Source organism: Actinoplanes sp. NPDC000266 (genome assembly GCF_042899005.1).
Lineage (GTDB): Bacteria > Actinomycetota > Actinomycetes > Mycobacteriales > Micromonosporaceae > Actinoplanes.
On sequence record NZ_JBIAZI010000010.1, the window covers coordinates 1 to 16,273 of the forward strand.

The 16,273-nt window shown below is 71.3% G+C and carries 21 protein-coding genes and 1 riboswitch; of the genes, 6 read left to right on the plus strand and 15 right to left on the minus strand.

Annotated elements, in window-relative coordinates:
- Positions 1-92: 92 nt before the first annotated feature.
- The 4 genes from ACFY36_RS35290 to ACFY36_RS35305 are packed head-to-tail and all read right to left on the minus strand — an operon-like array spanning position 93 to position 4,259.
- Positions 93-743 (minus strand): response regulator, encoded by a 651-nt coding sequence (locus ACFY36_RS35290; RefSeq protein ID WP_499750246.1) that lies wholly within the window; start codon positions 741-743, stop codon positions 93-95.
- Positions 740-2,347 (minus strand): sensor histidine kinase, encoded by a 1,608-nt coding sequence (locus ACFY36_RS35295; protein WP_499750247.1) that lies wholly within the window; start codon positions 2,345-2,347, stop codon positions 740-742. The genes ACFY36_RS35290 and ACFY36_RS35295 overlap by 4 nt, the downstream gene beginning before the upstream one ends.
- 45 nt (positions 2,348-2,392) lie before the next feature.
- Entirely contained in the window at positions 2,393-3,139 is a 747-nt protein-coding gene (locus ACFY36_RS35300) for an SDR family oxidoreductase (protein WP_499750248.1), read from the minus strand.
- 22 nt (positions 3,140-3,161) lie between these two features.
- Complete coding sequence (locus tag ACFY36_RS35305) at positions 3,162-4,259, minus strand: saccharopine dehydrogenase family protein (protein WP_499750249.1); 1,098 nt, start codon at positions 4,257-4,259, stop codon at positions 3,162-3,164.
- 85 nt (positions 4,260-4,344) lie between these two features.
- On the opposite strand from ACFY36_RS35305, the gene ACFY36_RS35310 reads away from it, so the two are divergent.
- Positions 4,345-4,905 (plus strand): TetR/AcrR family transcriptional regulator, encoded by a 561-nt coding sequence (locus tag ACFY36_RS35310; protein WP_499750250.1) that lies wholly within the window; start codon positions 4,345-4,347, stop codon positions 4,903-4,905.
- Positions 4,906-4,909: 4 nt separating this feature from the next.
- On the opposite strand, the gene ACFY36_RS35315 is transcribed toward ACFY36_RS35310, so the two are convergent.
- From ACFY36_RS35315 to ACFY36_RS35325, 3 genes are all read right to left on the minus strand, one after another.
- Positions 4,910-5,713, minus strand: a complete 804-nt coding sequence (locus tag ACFY36_RS35315) for an energy-coupling factor transporter transmembrane component T family protein (RefSeq protein WP_499750251.1) — start codon at positions 5,711-5,713, stop codon at positions 4,910-4,912.
- On the minus strand, positions 5,710-7,131 hold the full coding sequence (locus ACFY36_RS35320; protein WP_499750252.1) for an ABC transporter ATP-binding protein: 1,422 nt from the start codon (positions 7,129-7,131) through the stop codon (positions 5,710-5,712). Before ACFY36_RS35320 ends, ACFY36_RS35315 begins: the two co-directional genes overlap by 4 nt.
- 18 nt (positions 7,132-7,149) lie before the next feature.
- The gene (locus ACFY36_RS35325; protein WP_499750253.1) at positions 7,150-7,722 is read right to left on the minus strand and encodes an ECF transporter S component; all 573 of its coding nucleotides are present in this window, start codon (positions 7,720-7,722) and stop codon (positions 7,150-7,152) included.
- Positions 7,721-7,824: riboswitch (TPP riboswitch) on the minus strand. (Overlaps the previous gene by 2 nt.)
- Positions 7,825-7,884: 60 nt before the next feature.
- Between ACFY36_RS35325 and ACFY36_RS35330 the strand changes: the two genes are divergently transcribed.
- Positions 7,885-8,703 (plus strand): alpha/beta fold hydrolase, encoded by an 819-nt coding sequence (locus ACFY36_RS35330; protein WP_499750254.1) that lies wholly within the window; start codon positions 7,885-7,887, stop codon positions 8,701-8,703.
- 52 nt (positions 8,704-8,755) lie between these two features.
- Positions 8,756-9,274: a DUF6328 family protein gene (locus tag ACFY36_RS35335; protein ID WP_499750255.1), complete on the plus strand. Its 519-nt coding sequence runs from the start codon at positions 8,756-8,758 to the stop codon at positions 9,272-9,274.
- Here ACFY36_RS35335 and ACFY36_RS35340 read toward each other — a convergent pair.
- From ACFY36_RS35340 to ACFY36_RS35370, 7 genes are read right to left on the minus strand one after another with little or no spacing between them, the layout of a single operon-like run.
- Entirely contained in the window at positions 9,240-9,848 is a 609-nt protein-coding gene (locus ACFY36_RS35340; protein WP_499750256.1) for a hypothetical protein, read from the minus strand. The genes ACFY36_RS35335 and ACFY36_RS35340 overlap by 35 nt on opposite strands.
- A gap of 26 nt (positions 9,849-9,874) precedes the next feature.
- Positions 9,875-10,276, minus strand: a complete 402-nt coding sequence (locus tag ACFY36_RS35345) for a Fur family transcriptional regulator (RefSeq protein WP_499750257.1) — start codon at positions 10,274-10,276, stop codon at positions 9,875-9,877.
- Positions 10,273-10,563, minus strand: coding sequence for an ArsR/SmtB family transcription factor (locus tag ACFY36_RS35350; RefSeq protein WP_498657737.1), 291 nt, complete (start codon positions 10,561-10,563; stop codon positions 10,273-10,275). The genes ACFY36_RS35345 and ACFY36_RS35350 overlap by 4 nt, the downstream gene beginning before the upstream one ends.
- A 2-nt stretch (positions 10,564-10,565) precedes the next feature.
- Positions 10,566-11,435 (minus strand): metal ABC transporter permease, encoded by an 870-nt coding sequence (locus ACFY36_RS35355; RefSeq protein WP_499750258.1) that lies wholly within the window; start codon positions 11,433-11,435, stop codon positions 10,566-10,568.
- A 1-nt stretch (position 11,436) separates the two neighbouring features.
- Positions 11,437-12,219, minus strand: a complete 783-nt coding sequence (locus ACFY36_RS35360) for a metal ABC transporter ATP-binding protein (RefSeq protein WP_499750259.1) — start codon at positions 12,217-12,219, stop codon at positions 11,437-11,439.
- Positions 12,216-13,130 (minus strand): metal ABC transporter substrate-binding protein, encoded by a 915-nt coding sequence (locus ACFY36_RS35365; protein WP_499750260.1) that lies wholly within the window; start codon positions 13,128-13,130, stop codon positions 12,216-12,218. The genes ACFY36_RS35360 and ACFY36_RS35365 overlap by 4 nt, the downstream gene beginning before the upstream one ends.
- 48 nt (positions 13,131-13,178) lie before the next feature.
- Positions 13,179-13,433, minus strand: a complete 255-nt coding sequence (locus ACFY36_RS35370; RefSeq protein WP_499750261.1) for a DUF6703 family protein — start codon at positions 13,431-13,433, stop codon at positions 13,179-13,181.
- 37 nt (positions 13,434-13,470) lie between these two features.
- Here ACFY36_RS35370 and ACFY36_RS35375 point away from each other — a divergent pair, with 37 nt between their 5' ends.
- The 3 genes from ACFY36_RS35375 (at position 13,471) to ACFY36_RS35385 (ending at position 15,767) form a co-directional block, all read left to right on the plus strand.
- A complete protein-coding gene (locus ACFY36_RS35375; protein WP_499750262.1) occupies positions 13,471-13,812 on the plus strand; it encodes an antibiotic biosynthesis monooxygenase family protein in 342 nt (113 codons plus the stop codon).
- Between the two features lie 17 nt (positions 13,813-13,829).
- Complete coding sequence (locus tag ACFY36_RS35380; protein ID WP_499750263.1) at positions 13,830-14,330, plus strand: hypothetical protein; 501 nt, start codon at positions 13,830-13,832, stop codon at positions 14,328-14,330.
- A 63-nt stretch (positions 14,331-14,393) separates the two neighbouring features.
- Complete coding sequence (locus tag ACFY36_RS35385; protein ID WP_499750264.1) at positions 14,394-15,767, plus strand: glycine--tRNA ligase; 1,374 nt, start codon at positions 14,394-14,396, stop codon at positions 15,765-15,767.
- A gap of 6 nt (positions 15,768-15,773) precedes the next feature.
- On the opposite strand, the gene ACFY36_RS35390 is transcribed toward ACFY36_RS35385, so the two are convergent.
- Complete coding sequence (locus ACFY36_RS35390) at positions 15,774-16,220, minus strand: XdhC family protein (protein ID WP_499750265.1); 447 nt, start codon at positions 16,218-16,220, stop codon at positions 15,774-15,776.
- Positions 16,221-16,273 lie beyond the last annotated feature (53 nt).

Here is a 16,273-nt window from a genome sequence, read left to right on the forward strand (position 1 = left end):
CCTGGCGGTCCAGCTTCTGGTCCATCGACGGGGGCATAAGTCTCCAACGATCGGAGACCCCGATGTGTTAACAACCTCTGGCAGTTTTAGACCTAGACCAGTCCCGCCTCGTAGGCCAGGATCGCCGCCTGGACCCGGTTGCGGACGCCGAGACGGCTGAGCAGGCTGCTCACGTACGCCTTCACGGTGCCCTCGACCAGGAACAGGCGGCGGGCTATCTCGGCGTTGGACAGGCCGGCGCCGACCAGGGCCAGCACCTCACGTTCGCGCTCGGTCAGGCCGTCCACCCGGTCGCGGGCGGCGGCGCCCGCGTGCAGGCGCCGGCCGGCCAGCTCGGTGATCACCCGGTGGGCGACCTTCGGTGACAGGTAGGCGGCGCCGGCGGCCACCGCCCGTACGCCCGCGGTCAGCTCGCGCGGATCGCCCGCCTTGAGCAGGAAACCGGCGGCGCCGGAGGCGACGGCCTTGACGATGTACTCGTCCTCGCCGAACGTGGTCAGCACGACCACCCCGGTCTCCGGAGCCAGGCGGCGGATCTCGGCGGTGGCGGCCAGCCCGTCCAGCCGCGGCATCCGGATGTCCATGAGGACCACGGCCGGGCGATGACGCCGTACGGCCTCGACCGCCTCGGCGCCGTCGCCGGCCTCACCGATCACGTCGATCTCGGGATCGTTGGCCAGAATCGCCCGGATGCCGGCCCGGATCATCGCCTCGTCATCCGCGATCAGCACGGGAATGGTCACGCCACGTGGTCCTTCCGCACGAGCCGGCCGCCGCCGTCGAAGCACAGCCGGAAGGTGGCGTCGGCGAGCGGGAAGTTGCCGTCGCTGTAGTACTCGCAGCCCGGCTCCGGATCGCGCACCCAGGCCTGCCGTTCGGGCAGGTCGAGGTCGGCGCGGGCGGCGCCCAGCGGCATCCGTTCGAAAGCGTCCCCGCCCAGCACGGAGCCGTTCGCCGCGAACGGGTAGTAGGCGACGGCGGTGACCAGGGCCAGCGCGGCCGGGGTGAGCACGGCCGCGACAAGGCTGCGCCGCACCCGCCGCTTCATCTCCACGACGGGCTCGTCGACCGCGGGCGCGGCCCGGTGCGGAATCTCGGCCTCCAGCCGGAAACCCCCGCCGGGTCGAGGTCCGGCGGTCAGGGTCCCGCCATTGAGCCGTACGCGTTCCCGCAGCCCCACCAGCCCAAACCCACCCACCTCAGCCGTTCCCCCGGCCGCGCCCTCGCCCCTCCGCGCGCCCTCGCCCTTCCGCGCGCCCTCGCCCCTCCGAGCCGCCTCACCCTTCCGCGCGCCCTCGCCCTTGCCCATGCCGTGACCCCTGCCCGTGCCCACGCTTCCCGCGCCCTCATCCCCCGCGCCCTCATTTCCCGCGCTATGACGCCTGCCCGCAGCCTCGCCGTAGCCTTCTCCTGCCAGATTTGTCACGGTAATAGTGGACTTGTCGCCGGAGCGTGTCAGCTCGACCGTGATCGGTGCGCCGGGGGCGTGACGGCTCGCGTTCGTGAGCGCCTCCCGAACCACCCGGTAAGTCGTGCGCTCGACGGCGGCCGGGGCCGGATCGCCGGTGCGCTTCATGGTCACGGGCATGCCGGCCCTCGCCGCGTTGTCCACAAGCGACTCGACCGGCTCGTCCACCGGCTCCAGGGGCGCCGCCTCGCCCGGGTCGCGCAGTAGGCCGATGATCTCCCGTAGCTGGTCGGTGGCGGTGGCCGCCGACTCGCGGATCCGGGTGGCCGTCGCCCGGCGCTCCTCGGGCACGTCCGGGCTGGTCTCCAGGGCGCCCGCGCCGAGCGCGATCAGGCTCAGCTCGTGACCGAGCGAATCGTGCATCTCCTGGGCGATCCGCGAACGTTCCCGCAGCACCACCATGCGCCGCTCCGACTCCAGCCGGGCCGCCCGGTCCCAGCCCGCCGCCGCCAGCCGGCCGCGCTGGGCCCGATATCGGCCGACCAGCCACGGGAAGATGCCCAGGATCAGCAGGAACATCGCCAGCTCGAACCACTCGGCCGGGCCCACACCCAGCACGCCCAGGTTGAAGGCTGTGCCCGCGGCCGCGATCAGGGCGAAGGCGGCGGCCACCGGGCGGATCCGCTCGGTGCGCAGCCCGATCAGATAGCTGTGCACCGGGATCCCGAAGGCGAAGTTGCCGTCCACGATGGTGGCCAGCACGACGGCCAGCCACCCGGCCAGCGGCCATCGCCGCCCCAGCACGGTCGCCGCCACGCTGACCACGACGGCGGCCGCGGATCCGGCGACGCTCCCGCGCGTGGACTGGTTGGCCACCACCGGCGCCGCCAGCGCCAGCCCGAGCAGCCCGTCGAACACCCACTCCCGCCGAGCACCCATCCGGTCAGGCTAACCAGGGCCGTCCGGCCCGGGTACTGCCGAAAGTCAGGACTGCTGGGCCAGCCACTCGTCGAAGGTGGTCGGCGCGATCCGGACGTTACCGGGGTCGGGGAGCATGACCTTGCCGGCCATCTCGGTGCTGAAGGCGCCGTCCCAGGTGGGGATCAGCTTCACCACCCGGCCCCGCGCCTGGTGGGTGCGGCGGGCCATGTCGACCATGTCCTGCGGTTCGGGGCCGGCCAGGTCGGCGTAGCGGCCCCGCGGTTCGCCCGGCGCGAGCTCGGCCAGGACGCCGGCGACGTCGTCGGGGGCGACCGGCTGGAGGAGCAGGGGCGCGAGGGTGGCGGCGCCGTCGCGTTCGGTGCGGTCGGCGACCATGGCCGCGAAGTCGTGGAACTGGGTGGCCGGGACGATGGTCCACGGGACCGGGCCCTCGGTGACGACCTGTTCCTGTGCGCGCTTGGCGGCGTAGTGGGCGTTGCCGCCGACCCGGTAGAGGCAGGCGATCGACAGCAGGACGTGGTGGCGGACGCCGGCCCGTTCCTCGGCCGCGAGCAGGTTACGGGTGGAGGTGGTGAGCCAGGTGATGGCCTCCATGGGGTCGGCCGCCGGCCCGTTCAGGGTGTCGACGACGGCGTCCACACCGGACAGGGCGTCGCCGATCGCGTCCTCCTGGAGCAGGTCGATGCCGTGCGAGCGGCTGATCCGTACGACCTCGTGCCCGTCCCGTTCCAGAGCCGCGACGGTACGGGCCCCGATGTTCCCGGAGGCGCCGGCAACCGCGATACGCATGACGAGTCCCCTCTCGGAGTGGTCATGCCGACGGTAACCCAGCCAGGACGTAGTCGGCGCCGCAGGATTCGGCCAGGGACGGGCCGAAGAGGGTGGCCGGGAACGAGGCGCCGGGGCGGCCCTCGCCGGCCAGCAGGCGGCGGGTGACCTCGGCCGGGACGGCGCCGGTGAAGTCCTGTGCGTCGCCGAGGCGCAGCCAGCCCTCGCGGACGGTGCCGTCGGGCCAGGTGACGCGGGCGTGGCCCCACGAGTGCTCGCGCGGGCGGGGGCGGGCCTTCACCTCGAGGGCGGCCAGGCGGCGTACGGCAAATGACCGCAGCGGGCCGAAGCCCAGCAACGACGCGGCGAGGGGCATGAGCGCGCGGGCGATCGGCGCGGTGGGCGCCTCGCTCGACGCGGCGGTCACCGAGGGGGCGCCGCTCGCGCGCTGGGCGGCGACGAGCTCACCGAGCGGCATGCCGGCGGTGGTCACCGGCGATCCGCCGGGCAGGGTCAGGGTCTCGGCGTCACCGGCCAGCCGGGCCGGGGCGAGACGGCCGTCACGGTAGCGGCGGCCCTGGAACCGGCGGCCGCCCGGCACACCGGGAAGACCTTCGAGGATCGTGCCGGCCAGGGCCTCACCGAGCCGGCCGGCCTCGATCGCCAGCGAAGGGATCATGTCGACGCGTACGTCCGAGGGCGTGGGACGGTCCGCGCAAAGCTTGACCACAACGCTCTCCGTGGCGGTCACGCCGAAGCCGGCGCCGGTGACGAGCGAACGCCCGGCCTCGGCGGCGGCGTCATGCAGTGCGAGTACGCCCGACACGGCCGCGACGTCATTGGCCAGATCGACGTAATGACCGGCCGGCAGACAGGCCCGGATGATCGGCCCGGCCGTCACCCCGAACGGCCCGACCGTGTTGATCACAACGGCGGGCCGCTGCCGCCGGATCGCGTCGGCCGTTTCCACCGGCGTGCGCGCGACGAGCGTACGAACGCTCCCGAGGCTCGAGGCGGCGGCGGTCAGACGGGTGGCGTCACGCCCCACAAGCGTGGGGGTGATGCCCCGGCGCAGGAGTTCGGTGGCGATGGCCCGGGCGCTGCGGCCCGTGCCGCCCAGGATCCAGACTTCGTCGGTCATGGCGGTGCTCCCCAGAGGTGATGACATGGCGTGTCATGACTGTAGCCCGTGATGACACGTGATGTCATCACGTAGGATGGCGGGTGTGAGCAGATGGCGGCCCGGCGCGCGTGAGCGCCTCGAGGAAGCGGCCGTCGAGCTCTTCGTCGAGCAGGGCTTCGCGGCGACCACCGTTCCGCAGATCACCGCGCGGGCCGGCCTGACCACCCGCACGTTCTTCCGGCACTTCGCCGACAAGCGCGAGGTGCTCTTCGGCGGCGACGAGATCCCGGCCATGGCCACCCGCATGATCGAGGAGGCCCCGCCGGCCGACGCCCCGATGACCGTGATCCTCGAGGGCCTCCGGGCCGTCACCGCCGCCCGCTTCGAGAGCCGCCGCGACGAGCTCCGCGTACGGCGCGAGATCGTCCGCTCCGATCCCGGCCTCCGCGAGCGCGACCTGCGCAAACGAGACGCCTTGAGAAGCGCGATCAGCACGGGCTTCGAGGCCCGGGGCGTCCCGGCCCTCGAGGCCGCCCTGCTGGCCGAGACCGCCGTGATGCTGCTGTTCGTCTCGTTCGACGAGTGGCTCGACCAGCCCGGCGACCGCACCCTGATCGCCATCATCGAGGACGCCCTGGCTTCCCTGCGCCAGGCGATCGCCTGACCGGTCAGCCGATGATGGGGCGGAACAGGCCCAAGGCGATGCTCGTGCCGAGGGCGACGGCCGACAAGGCGAGCGCGCCCAGCAGCAGGGCCGTATCGGCTGTCGTGAAGGTCTGGCGTCGGGCGTAAGTGCGGGGGATGCCCGAGTCGAAACCGCGGGCGTCCATGGCCACGGCCAGCCGGCCGCCTCGGCGTAGGGCTCCTACCAGCAGGGCGAAGGCCGTCGAGATGAACAGGCGTAAGGCGGCCACGGGGTTACGGCCGGCGTCGACGCCTCGGGCCCGGCGGGCCAAGGTGATCATTTGCCACTCCTGGTCGAGCAGTGGGAGCAGGCGGAAGGCGGCCAGGGCGCCGATGGCGAAACGGGGTGGGGCCTTCGCGTTCTGGACCAGGGAGTCGGCCAGGTCGGTGGGGTCGGTGGTGGCGAAGACGATCACGCCGGGGACGGCTATCGCGAACAGGCGCAGGATCAGGCCCAGCGCCGACACCAGCACGCCGGTGGTGATGTCGAACGGGCCCAGGTCGAGCAGGAGGCGGCCGCTACGGTCGGCCGCGAAAAGGACCATCGTGGCCAGCAGGCCCAGCGCGGCGATCAGGAGCGGCCAGGCTCGGCGGGCCAGGACGGACAGGCGTACGCCGAAAAGAGGAAGCACCGCCAGCTCGATCGCCAGGGCGATCGCCGGGGTCAGCGGGTCGAGAGTGGACAGCAGGGGCAGCGTGAACAGCAGCGCCGCGCCCAGCTTGGCCGTCGGGTTGCGCCGGGCCAAGGGGGCCGCGGGGTCGGCCACCGGCTGAAGGACGAAGCTCACAAGCGCCGCCGGCGGGGGAGCGGGTCGGGCAGCCGGGGGGTGCCCAGCGGGAACGTTCGGTCGGCGACCGTCTGCACGAAGTCGTCGTCGTGGGTCACCGCCACGATCGCGTGGCCGTCGTCGCGCAGCGTCGCCAGCAGGGTGACCAGCTCGATCCAGGTGCGGCGGTCCTGGCCGAACGTGGGCTCGTCGAGCACCAGCAGGCGGGGCGCGGTGGCCAGGGCGGTGGCGACGCTGAGACGGCGGGCTTCGCCGCCGGAGAGGGTGTACGGGTTGGCCTGCGCCAGCTTCGTCAGGCGTAGCCGCTCCAGCAGGTCGTCGATCACCTGCTGGTCGAAGCGGCCCAGCCGGCGCGGGCCCAGGGCCAGCTCGTCGGCGACGCGGGTGGTCACGAACTGGTGTTCCGGGTTCTGGAAGACCGAGCCGATCCGGCCGGTGAGGGTGGCCGCCCGCCAGCGGTGCGGGGGCTTCGGGTCGCCGAACGCGTGCACCCGGCCCGATGACGGGGCGAGCAGGCCGCCCAGCAGCAGGGCGAGCGTCGACTTGCCGGCGCCGTTGGGGCCGGTCACGGCCAGGACCTCGCCCTCGCCGGCGGCGAGCGACACGGGGGCCATGCGTCCTGCGACTGTGGCCTGCTCCGTGCGTACGAGGGAAGGATCGGCCGTTGACCTTGATTTGAGCGGGGGAATCGTGAAGCCGGGAACCCAGACGCCCTCGTCGGCCAGACGATCGCCGTAGGCCGCGAACACGACCTCGGGCGCGCCGTCGGCCCGCACGCCCCCGCCCGGCTCGAGCACGACCACGCGGTCGACCAGCGGCAGGGCCTCGGCCACCCGGTGCTCCACAATGATCATGGAGGCGTCCAGGCGCAGGGCGGCGATGGCCTCGCGGACCAGCACGGCCCCGTCGGGGTCGAGGTTGGCGGTCGGCTCGTCGAGCAGCAGCAGGCGCGGGCGCAGGGCCAGCACACCGGCCAGGGCCAGCCGTTGCGCCTCGCCGCCGGACAGCGCCGCGGTCGAGCGGATGATCGGATAGGGGAAGCCGACCCGGTCGAGCGCGTCGCTGACCCGGGGCCAGATGTCGGCCGGCGGCACCCCGCGATTTTCCAGGCCGAACGCCACGTCGTCGCCGCTGCGGGCCATCACGAGCTGGGTCTGCGGATCCTGGAAGACGATGCCGACCTGGTCGCGGGCCTTGCGCGGATCGAGTCCGTCGATCTCGATCGTGCCCTCGGACTCGCCCGAGTCGTCGGGCAGCAGGCCGGCCAGCGCGGCCAGCAGGGTGCTCTTACCGGCCCCGGAGGGACCGAGCAGGAGCACCCGCTCGCCGTGCGCTATCCGCAGGTCGACGTCGCGGACGGCCCAGGCGCGACGGCCCGCGTGCCGCCAGCCGAAACCGCGGAGAACGACCTCACTCATGTCGGGAATGACACCAGATCAGACGAGCGCGCGCGAACGCCCCGCCGCGAACCGGTCGAGAACTCCGGTCTGTGCCAGCGCGCGGGTCAGCGCCACGCTGCCGAGACCGGCGATCACCAGCGACGACAGCGCGGTGATGACGATGTACCAGATCCGCATGGTGGCCCACGACGTGCCGCCGTACCAGACGAAGGCGTCGTAGACCGATGCCACCAGCCCGGCCGTGGTGGCGGCGAGCAGGGCCACCGGCAGGTTGTAGACCTTGTAGGCGAAGGCGGCGAACACGAGCTCGGCGCCGAGGGCCTCGAGCGGGCCCTGGATGACCAGGGTCCAGCCCCAGCTCGTGCCGATGGCGGCCGACACCAGGGCGGCCAGGGTGAGGGTGTAGAAGGCGGCGCCCGGCTTGCGGACGATCAGCGCGCCGAGCACGGCCGGCACCAGCCAGACGCCGTAGATCACGCACCGGCCGGGCAGGGGGATGGCGTCGGCCGGGCCGTTCCAGAGCAGGCCCCAGGCCCAGAAGATGACGCCGAAGGCGACGGCGATGATCGAGGCGATGACGATGTCGATGGTCCGCCAACGAGATGACATGTGGTTCCTCCCGAGCTTCCTGCGCTGGCATTACCCAGATCAGGTACGAGGGTCTGCGGTTGCCCGCACTCTCAGCGCTTGTGCGCTCCCCTGTCGGCCTGCATTAGTTTCGATGACGCTAACACTGCTGTTTCGTTCCGCCCAGCGAGGGAGTGATCACAGATGGAGATCAAAGCCCGGGGTCTGACATTCGACGTCTTCGATGGTGGCCCGTCGGAGGGCGACCCGGTTCTGCTGCTGCACGGCTTCCCCCAGGACCACCGCGAGTTCGATCTTCTCGCGCCGAAACTTCACGAGGCAGGTCTCAGGACGTACGCCGTGGATCAGCGCGGCGTCTCACCAGGCGCCCGCCCGGCCGATGTCGGCGCCTACCGGATCACCGAGGCCGTGGCCGACGCGGTCGGCGTGCTCGACGCCCTCGGCCTGGAGTCGGCGCACGTCATCGGCCACGACTGGGGCGCCAACGTCGGCTGGATGCTCGCCGCCTGGCATCCCGAGCGGGTCCGCACCCTCACCGCCGTCTCCGTCCCGCATCCCAAGGCGCTCCAGCTGGCGCTGCGGACCCGGCCCGCCCAGCGGGCCCGGATGGCGTACTTCAAGGTCTTCCAGTCGGCCGCCGCCGAGCGGCTGCTGCTCGCCCGCGACGCCGCCGCCCTGCGCTGGATGCTCAAGCCGATCGGGGAGCGGGCCGAGCTCTACGTCGAGGCCAACCGCGATCCGGGCCGGCTCACCGGCGGGCTGAACTGGTACCGGGCGCTGACCTTCGACCAGCTCAAGGACGTACGCCTGATCCGCGTGCCCACCACATATGTCTGGAGTGACCAGGACGGCGTGGTCTCGCTGACCGCGGCGCTGCGCACCCGGGACTGGGTCGACGCCGACTACCAGATGGTCGCTATGCGCGGTATCAGCCACTGGGTGCCCGAGCAGGCGGCGACTGCCCTTTCCGAGGCGGCCCTGGCTCGCATTCGGGGAGTTTGATTCACGTTCATCTTGGGGTATCCGTCGCGGCATGCCACCCGAGAAGCCGCGGATGAAGCACGAGTCGGAGAAACAACGCTGGGACCGCAACTTCGCCGATCTCCTCCAGGAGTTGCGGGTCGCGCAGACCGGCATCCAGATCCTGTTCGCCTTCCTGCTGACCCTGCCGTTCAGCAACGGCTTCCCCAAGGTCACACAATTCCAGAAGGACACGTACGTCGTGGCGCTGCTGGCCGCCGCCGGCGCCACCGCGATGATCATTGCCCCGGTCGCCTTCCACCGGGCGCTGTTCCGCCAGGGCCGCAAGCCCGAGCTGGTCCGTTACGCCCACCGGATGGCCACCGGCGGCCTGGCCTTCCTGCTGGTCTCGATGGCGGCCAGCGTCCTGCTGGTCACCGACTTCATCCTCGACCGGCCGATCGCCTTCGTCTTCAGCGCCCTCACCGCCCTGTTCTTCCTCACCTTCTGGGCGGGCATCCCGTGGCTGCGCCGCAACTGGATCGACGAGGATCCCGAGGACGAGGACTACGCGAACGCTAGCGGCGAGAACCGCGAAGACCGAGACGTCTGAGTTCCAGCTCGGCCAGGGCGTCGACCGCCTCGGGGTCGCCGTTGCGCCAGCTCTGCGCGATGTCCGGGCCCATCTTGGCCAGCCGGTTCAGGGGCTGGCTGGCCAGGGCCCGCAGGGCGAGCAGGTCGCGACCGGCGGGCTCGTCGCGTACGGAGGTGGCGACGGCGGCCCGGCGGATCCAGCGGATCCGCAACGGCAGCCAGAGGAAGAGCACCAGCGCCAGCGGCACGGCGACCACGGCCAGGGCGATGATGACGGCCATCTGGTCGACGATCTCCTGCTGCTGGCGCCCGGCGTCGGCCAGGTTGCGGGCCGCGTCGGCGGCGCCGGTGAACGGCTTGACCAGCTGGTCGCCGACCAGCGGCACCCGGCCGACCTTGCCGCCGGCGTCGGCCAGGTTGTCGGCGATGCCGCCGCCCGCGGTCTCCAGCTTGGCGCCGGGAACGCCCAGCTTCTCGACCATGTCGTTCACCCACAGGCCGGCGCGCACCCAGAGGTAGACCCAGATCACCACGACGATGTCGGTGATCAGCTGGCGGACGGCGGTGGGGATCCTGTCGGCATAGAGCTTCACGCCGTCAGGGTCCCACGTGGACTGTGCTACTGCTTAGTGGCGCAGTCCGGGCAGGTTCCGAAGATCTCCATCGTGTGAGAGACGTCGACGAAGCCGTGCTTGCCCGCCACCTTGTCGGCCCACGACTCGACGGCCGGGCCCTCCACCTCGACCGCGCGGCCGCACGAGCGGCACACCAGGTGGTGGTGGTGACCCTGGCTGCACCGGCGGTAGAGGTGCTCGCCGCCGGGCGGGCGCATCACGTCGATCTCGCCGGCGTCGGCCAGGCCCTGCAACGTGCGGTAGACGGTGGTCAGCCCCACCCGCTCACCCCGCTCGCGCAGAATGGCGTGCAGCTCCTGAGCGCTGTTGAAGCCCTCGGTCTCGGCCAGCACGGCGCTGACCGCGCTGCGCTGCTTGGTGTTGCGCTGCTGACTCTCGGTGCTCACGAACGAACCTCCCTCGCATGGCTGACGGCGTCGGCGACGATGTGCGCGACGTGGTCGTCCACCAGGGAGTATGCGATCTCCCGGCCTCGTCGCGCACCTCGCACCACGCCCGCGCCGCGCAGCACCCGCAGATGCTGCGAGACCAGCGGCTGTGGCGCCCCCAGCTTCTCCACCAGCTCGTGCACGCAGCGCTCGCCGGCGCCCAGCTCGGCCACGATCGCGACGCGGATCGGGGCCGAGAGCGCCCGCAGCAGCTCGCCGGCCGGCTCATATGCCTCGTAACCCATTGTCAGGCCTCCTGGAGAACCACGTCAGGGGGCTCCACCTCGCGGGGCGGCTGGGCCCGCCGGCGCAGGACCCGCCAGGTCGCGCCGCCGACGGCGATCGCGACGAAGATGGCCAGGGCCAGGATGACCGTGGTGGCGCCGGGCGGGGTGTCCGCCTCGGCCGAGAAGACCACGCCGGCCCCGGCCGCGCCGACGCCGATCAGCATGGCCGCCACCATCGTGCTGCGGAAGCCCCTGGTCACCTGCTGGGCGGCGGCCACCGGGATGACCATCAGGGCCGAGACCAGCAACAACCCGACGGTCCGCATGGCGATGGTCACGGTCACGGCGGTGGTCACGGCCATCAGGAGATTGAGCGTACGGACGGGGAGGCCGCTCACCCGGGCGTACTCCTCGTCGTTGCAGACCGCGAACAGTGCGGGCCGGAAAGCGAGCATGGCGATCAGCACCAGCGCGCCCATCACGGCGATCACCGTGATGTCGGCGGGCGACGTCGTGATGAGCGAGCCGAACAGATATTGGATCAGGCTGTTGCTGCTGGCGTCGTCGGAGAGCGACACCAGCACCACGCCGCCGGCGATGCCGCCGTAGAACAGCAGGGCCAGGGCGAGATCGCCCGAGGTGCGGCCGCGCTCGCGGATCAGCTCGACGCCGATCGCGCCCGCCGCCGAGACGATCACGGCGGCCAGCACGGGGGACTGGTTGAGCAGCAGGCCGACGCCGACGCCGGTCAGGGCGACGTGGCCGATGCCGTCGCCGATCAGCGACAGCCGCCGCTGCACCAGGTAGATGCCGAGCGACGGGGCGGCCAGGCCGATGATGAGCGCGCCGGCCAGGGCACGCATCATGAAGTCGTACTGGAAAAGGTCCATTTCAGTTGGCCGCCATGCGGTCCGTAGGGGCCCACTCGCAGATGCCCGCGGTGGGCTGGACGGCGTGCGGATGCACGTGGTCGTGATCGGGCTCGGCGTGATGGCCGGCCGGCTCCGGCGGCGCGCCCTCGAAGGCGATGCGGCCCTCGTGCACCACGACGGCCCGGTCGATCAGCGGGCGCAGCGGGCCGAGCTCGTGCGCCACCAGCAGGATCGTGCCGCCGCCGTCGCCGAAGCGGCCCAGCGCGGCGGCGAACGCCTCCTGGCTGGCCGCGTCCACGCCCGCGGTGGGCTCGTCCAGGACCAGCAGGTCCGGCTTTCCGGCCAGGGCGCGGGCGATCAACGTGCGCTGCTGCTGTCCACCCGAGAGGGTCGAGACGGGATCGTTGATCCGGTCGAGGAGACCGACGTCGGTCAGGGCGTCGCGCACGGCCGTCCGGTCGGCCGCGCCGGGCAGCCGGAAGATGCCGCGACGGGCCAGGCGGCCGGAGGCGACGACCTCGCCGACCGTGGCCGGCACCCCGCTTCCGGCGCCGAGACGCTGCGGCACATATCCGACCCGGGCCCATTGCTTGAAGCGCCGCTGGGGCGTACCGAAAAGATCGATCTCGCCGCGGCCGATCGGCACCAGGCCGAGGATCGTGCGGATCAGCGTGGACTTGCCGGAGCCGTTCGCGCCGAGGATCGCGACGACCTCTTTCTGATCGACGCTCAGGGAGACGTCGTGCAGGATCTCCCGGCCCTCGTATCCGACGGCCAGATGGCGTACGTCGACGATGCTCATGCTGTGCACCCCAGTGCGGTGGTGATGGCGGTCAGGTTCGCGCGCATCACGGAGAAATAATCTTGGGACGAGTCCGTCAGGCCTTCGAGAGGATCGAGGACGGCGGTCCTGGCGCCGACCTCGCGGGCGATGGTCTCGGCCACGGCCGGGCTGACCAGCGTCTCGAAGAAGATCGTGGTGGTGCCGGTCTCCTTGGCCGTCCGGGCCACCTCGGCCAGCCGCTGCGGTGAGGGCTCGGCCTCGGGGGAGATGCCGGTGATGCCGACCTCGGTGAGGTCGTAGCGGTCGGCCAGATAGTGGAACGCCTCGTGACTGGTCACCAGCTCGCGGCGCTCGCAGGTCTTGAGCCCGGTCGCATATTCGGTGTTCAGCTTGTCGAGCTCGGAGTGCAGGGCGGTGGCCCGGGCCTTGTAGTCGGCGGCGTGCTCGGGATCGGCCTGGCCGAGGCGCTCGCCCAGCTTGTCGGCGATGGTGGCGAAGCGGACCGGGTCGAGCCAGACGTGCGGGTCCATGCCGCCCTCGGCCGTCTCGTGCTCGTGCTCCTCGCCGTCGTGGTCGTCCTCGCTCGCCGGCAGCAGGGTGACCACCGAGGCGGCGTCGAACGCGTGGTCCTTGCCCTCCTGGGCCACGGCCTCGTCGACCGCCGGCTGGAAGCCCTTGAGATAGACGACCAGGCCGGCCCCGGCCACGTCGCCCACCTGGCGCGGGGTGAGCTCGATGTCGTGCGGCTCGGCGCCGGGCTTGGTGAGGTTGGAGACGCTCACCTGGTCGCCGCCGATGCGCTCGCTGAGGAACTGCAGCGGATAGAAGGCGGTGACCACGGCCAGCTTGCCGTCCTCGGCGCCGGAGCCACTGCCGCACCCGGCCAGGAACGACAGCGGGAGCAGAAGGGCGAGGAGGCGGCGGCGCATAGCACCTACTGTCGCCGACAATGATAATGATTGTCAAAAGCGCATAGGTCACAGTGCCTTGGCGAGCGCGGCCGCCAGCAGCAGAACGAGCATGATCAGCCGGATGACACGGGTCGGCGGGGACTGTACGGGCCAGGTTGTGAAGGTCAGCGTGGCCAGGCCCAGCCAGAGCAGGAACAGCAGCGCCGCCCCGACGATGCCGGGCAGGAACAGTCCCGCCACCAGAATCGCCAGCGCCACGATGAAGGCCGTGGTCGGGCTCACCCGGGCCAGCCGGCGCAGCACATTGTCGGACGGTGTCACCGCGTCACCCCTGTCTCGCCTCTCGTACCCTGTCGCCATGCTGGTGCTCAACCGCTTCGACGTGCCGCCGGACACGCGCGACGAATTCGTCGCCCAGGCCCACGCGGCCCTCGCCGCCCTCGCCGAACGGCCCGGATATCTCTCCGGGCGGCTCGCCCGCGCGCTCGAGGACCCCACCCGATGGACACTCGTCACCGAATGGGAGTCGGTGGGAGCCTACCGGCGCGCGCTGGGCGCCTTCGATGTGAAGGTGCACGCCACCCCGCTGCTCGCCCGCTCGCTCGACGAGCCGTCCGCGTTCGAGACGCTCGCCTCGGCCGAGCCGGGCTCGCCGGTGGTCGAGGCGGAGAGCGACCGGGCCTCCGAGCCCTGGCGCTGACGACTACTGTTGCGGTCATGACCACGGCGCCGCCTTTCGTCCCGCCACCCCCGCCGGGGCCCGGCGTGCAGCCGCCCTTCCCGGCGCCGCCGGTCGAGGGCAAAGGCCGGCGCATCGGCATGGGGCTCGGCATCGCCGGCGCGGTGATGGTGCTGGTCTGCGGCGGCGGCGTGGCGGCGCTCATCGGCCTGATCTCGGCCGGCACGAGCGCCATCCAGGAGCAGGCCCACGCGGCCGTCGAGGACTATCTGAACGCCCTGAAATCCGAGAACTACGCGGCGGCGTACGACGACCTCTGCGAAAGTGCCCGGCGCCGGGAAACCCAGGCCGAGTTCCGCACCCGTGTCTCGGCCGGCGAGCCGATCGTCTCGTGGCGTCTCGGCGAGGTCGAGGCGACGTACGGCATCTCCGTGCCCGTCGAGGCCACCTTCGCCGGCGGCGACGTGGAGCAGCTGACGGCCGAACTCGACCAGAACACGTCCACGGGCGAGTTCGAGGTCTGCGACATCGCGGAGTAAATTCTCTGTTCGTCCCGATCCATACTGATGTCCCCGCCGACACCCAGCCGGCGTAGGAGGAACATGCCCGCCGACCGTATCGATGCCGTCGTCAGCCTGGCCAAGCGCCGGGGCTTCGTCTTCCCCTCCAGCGAGATCTACGGAGGAACCCGCTCGGCCTGGGACTACGGTCCGCTGGGTGTGGAGCTGAAGGAGAACGTCCGCCGCCAGTGGTGGCGCACGATGGTCCAGCAGCGCGACGACATCGTCGGCCTCGACTCCGCCGTCATCCTCGCGCGCGACGTGTGGGCGGCCTCCGGCCACCTCGACGCGTTCGTCGACCCGCTGACCGAGTGCCAGTCCTGCCACAAGCGGTTCCGCGCCGACCACCTCGAGGAGGCGTGGGAGGCCAAGCACGGCTCGCTCCCGTCCTCGCTCCAGGAGCTCAACTGCCCGAACTGCGGCAACAAGGGCACCTTCACCGAGCCGAAGATGTTCAACGGCCTGATGAAGACCTACCTCGGCCCGACCGAGAGCGCCGAGGGCCTGCACTACCTGCGGCCCGAGACCGCGCAGGGCATCTTCGTCAACTACAACAACGTGGCCCAGGCCGCCCGCAAGAAGCCGCCGTTCGGCATCGCGCAGATCGGCAAGAGCTTCCGCAACGAGATCACGCCGGGCAACTTCATCTTCCGTACGCGTGAGTTCGAGCAGATGGAGATGGAGTTCTTCGTCGAGCCCGGCAGCGACGAGAAGTGGCACGACTACTGGCTCCAGGAGCGCTGGAACTGGTACCGCGACCTCGGCCTGTCGGAGTCGAACCTGCGCTTCTTCGAGCACCCGGCGGAGAAGCTGTCCCACTACTCCAAGCGCACCGTGGACATCGAATACAGGTTCCAGTTCGGTGGCACGGAGTTCGCGGAGCTCGAAGGCATCGCCAACCGCACCGACTTCGACCTGTCGACCCACTCCAAGCACTCGGGCGTGGACCTGTCGTACTTCGACCAGGAGAAGCAGGAACGCTGGGTGCCGTACGTGATCGAGCCGGCGGCCGGTCTCACCCGCGCGGTGCTGGCCTTCCTGCTCGAGGCGTACGACGAGGACGAGGCCCCGAACACCAAGGGCGGCGTCGACAAGCGGACGGTCATGCGTTTCGACCCCCGCCTGGCCCCGATCAAGGTGGCGGTGCTGCCGCTCTCGCGCAACCCCGACCTGTCCCCGAAGGCCCGGGGCCTGGCCGCCGACCTGCGCAAGCGCTGGATCGTCGAGTTCGACGACTCACAGGCGATCGGCCGCCGCTACCGCCGCCAGGACGAGATCGGCACCCCGTTCTGCGTGACGGTCGACTTCGACACCCTGACCGACGACGCGGTGACGGTGCGCGACCGCGACACGATGAAGCAGGAGCGGGTCGCCCTCTCCCAGATCGAGAGCTACCTGCTCGCCAAGGGCCTTTAGAGGCTCTTAGAAAGCGAAGCCGCCCGGTCGGCCGTTCCGGTCCGCGATCAGCCCGGCCAAGGTCGCCACAGCGATCTCGGCCGGCGTCCGCGACCCGATGTTCAGGCCGATCGGGCGGTGCACCCGCTTGATCTGCTCCTCGCCGACGCCACGCTCCCGCAGCGCGGCGACATGGGGCCCTTCGACCTTGGGGTTGCCCACGATCCCGATCCACCGGGTCTCGGCGGCCAGAGCTTGTTCGAGCAGCTCCCCGATCTCGGCCCGGTGGTGGTCACTCAGCACGACATCGGTGTGCTCGTCGAGACCGGCCGGCCCCAGATCGTGCACGAAGGTGTCCCCGTGAGCCCGGGGCAGCCCTTGAAGCCGTGTCTCATCCGGCTCCACGAGCACAGCCTGAAACCCGACGTCGACGGCAAGCCGCAACATGGCCTCACCGACCGCCGACTGAAACACGACCACAAGCTTCCGCGGACTCAGCTCATCACCCACGCGGCCGACTCTGCCAG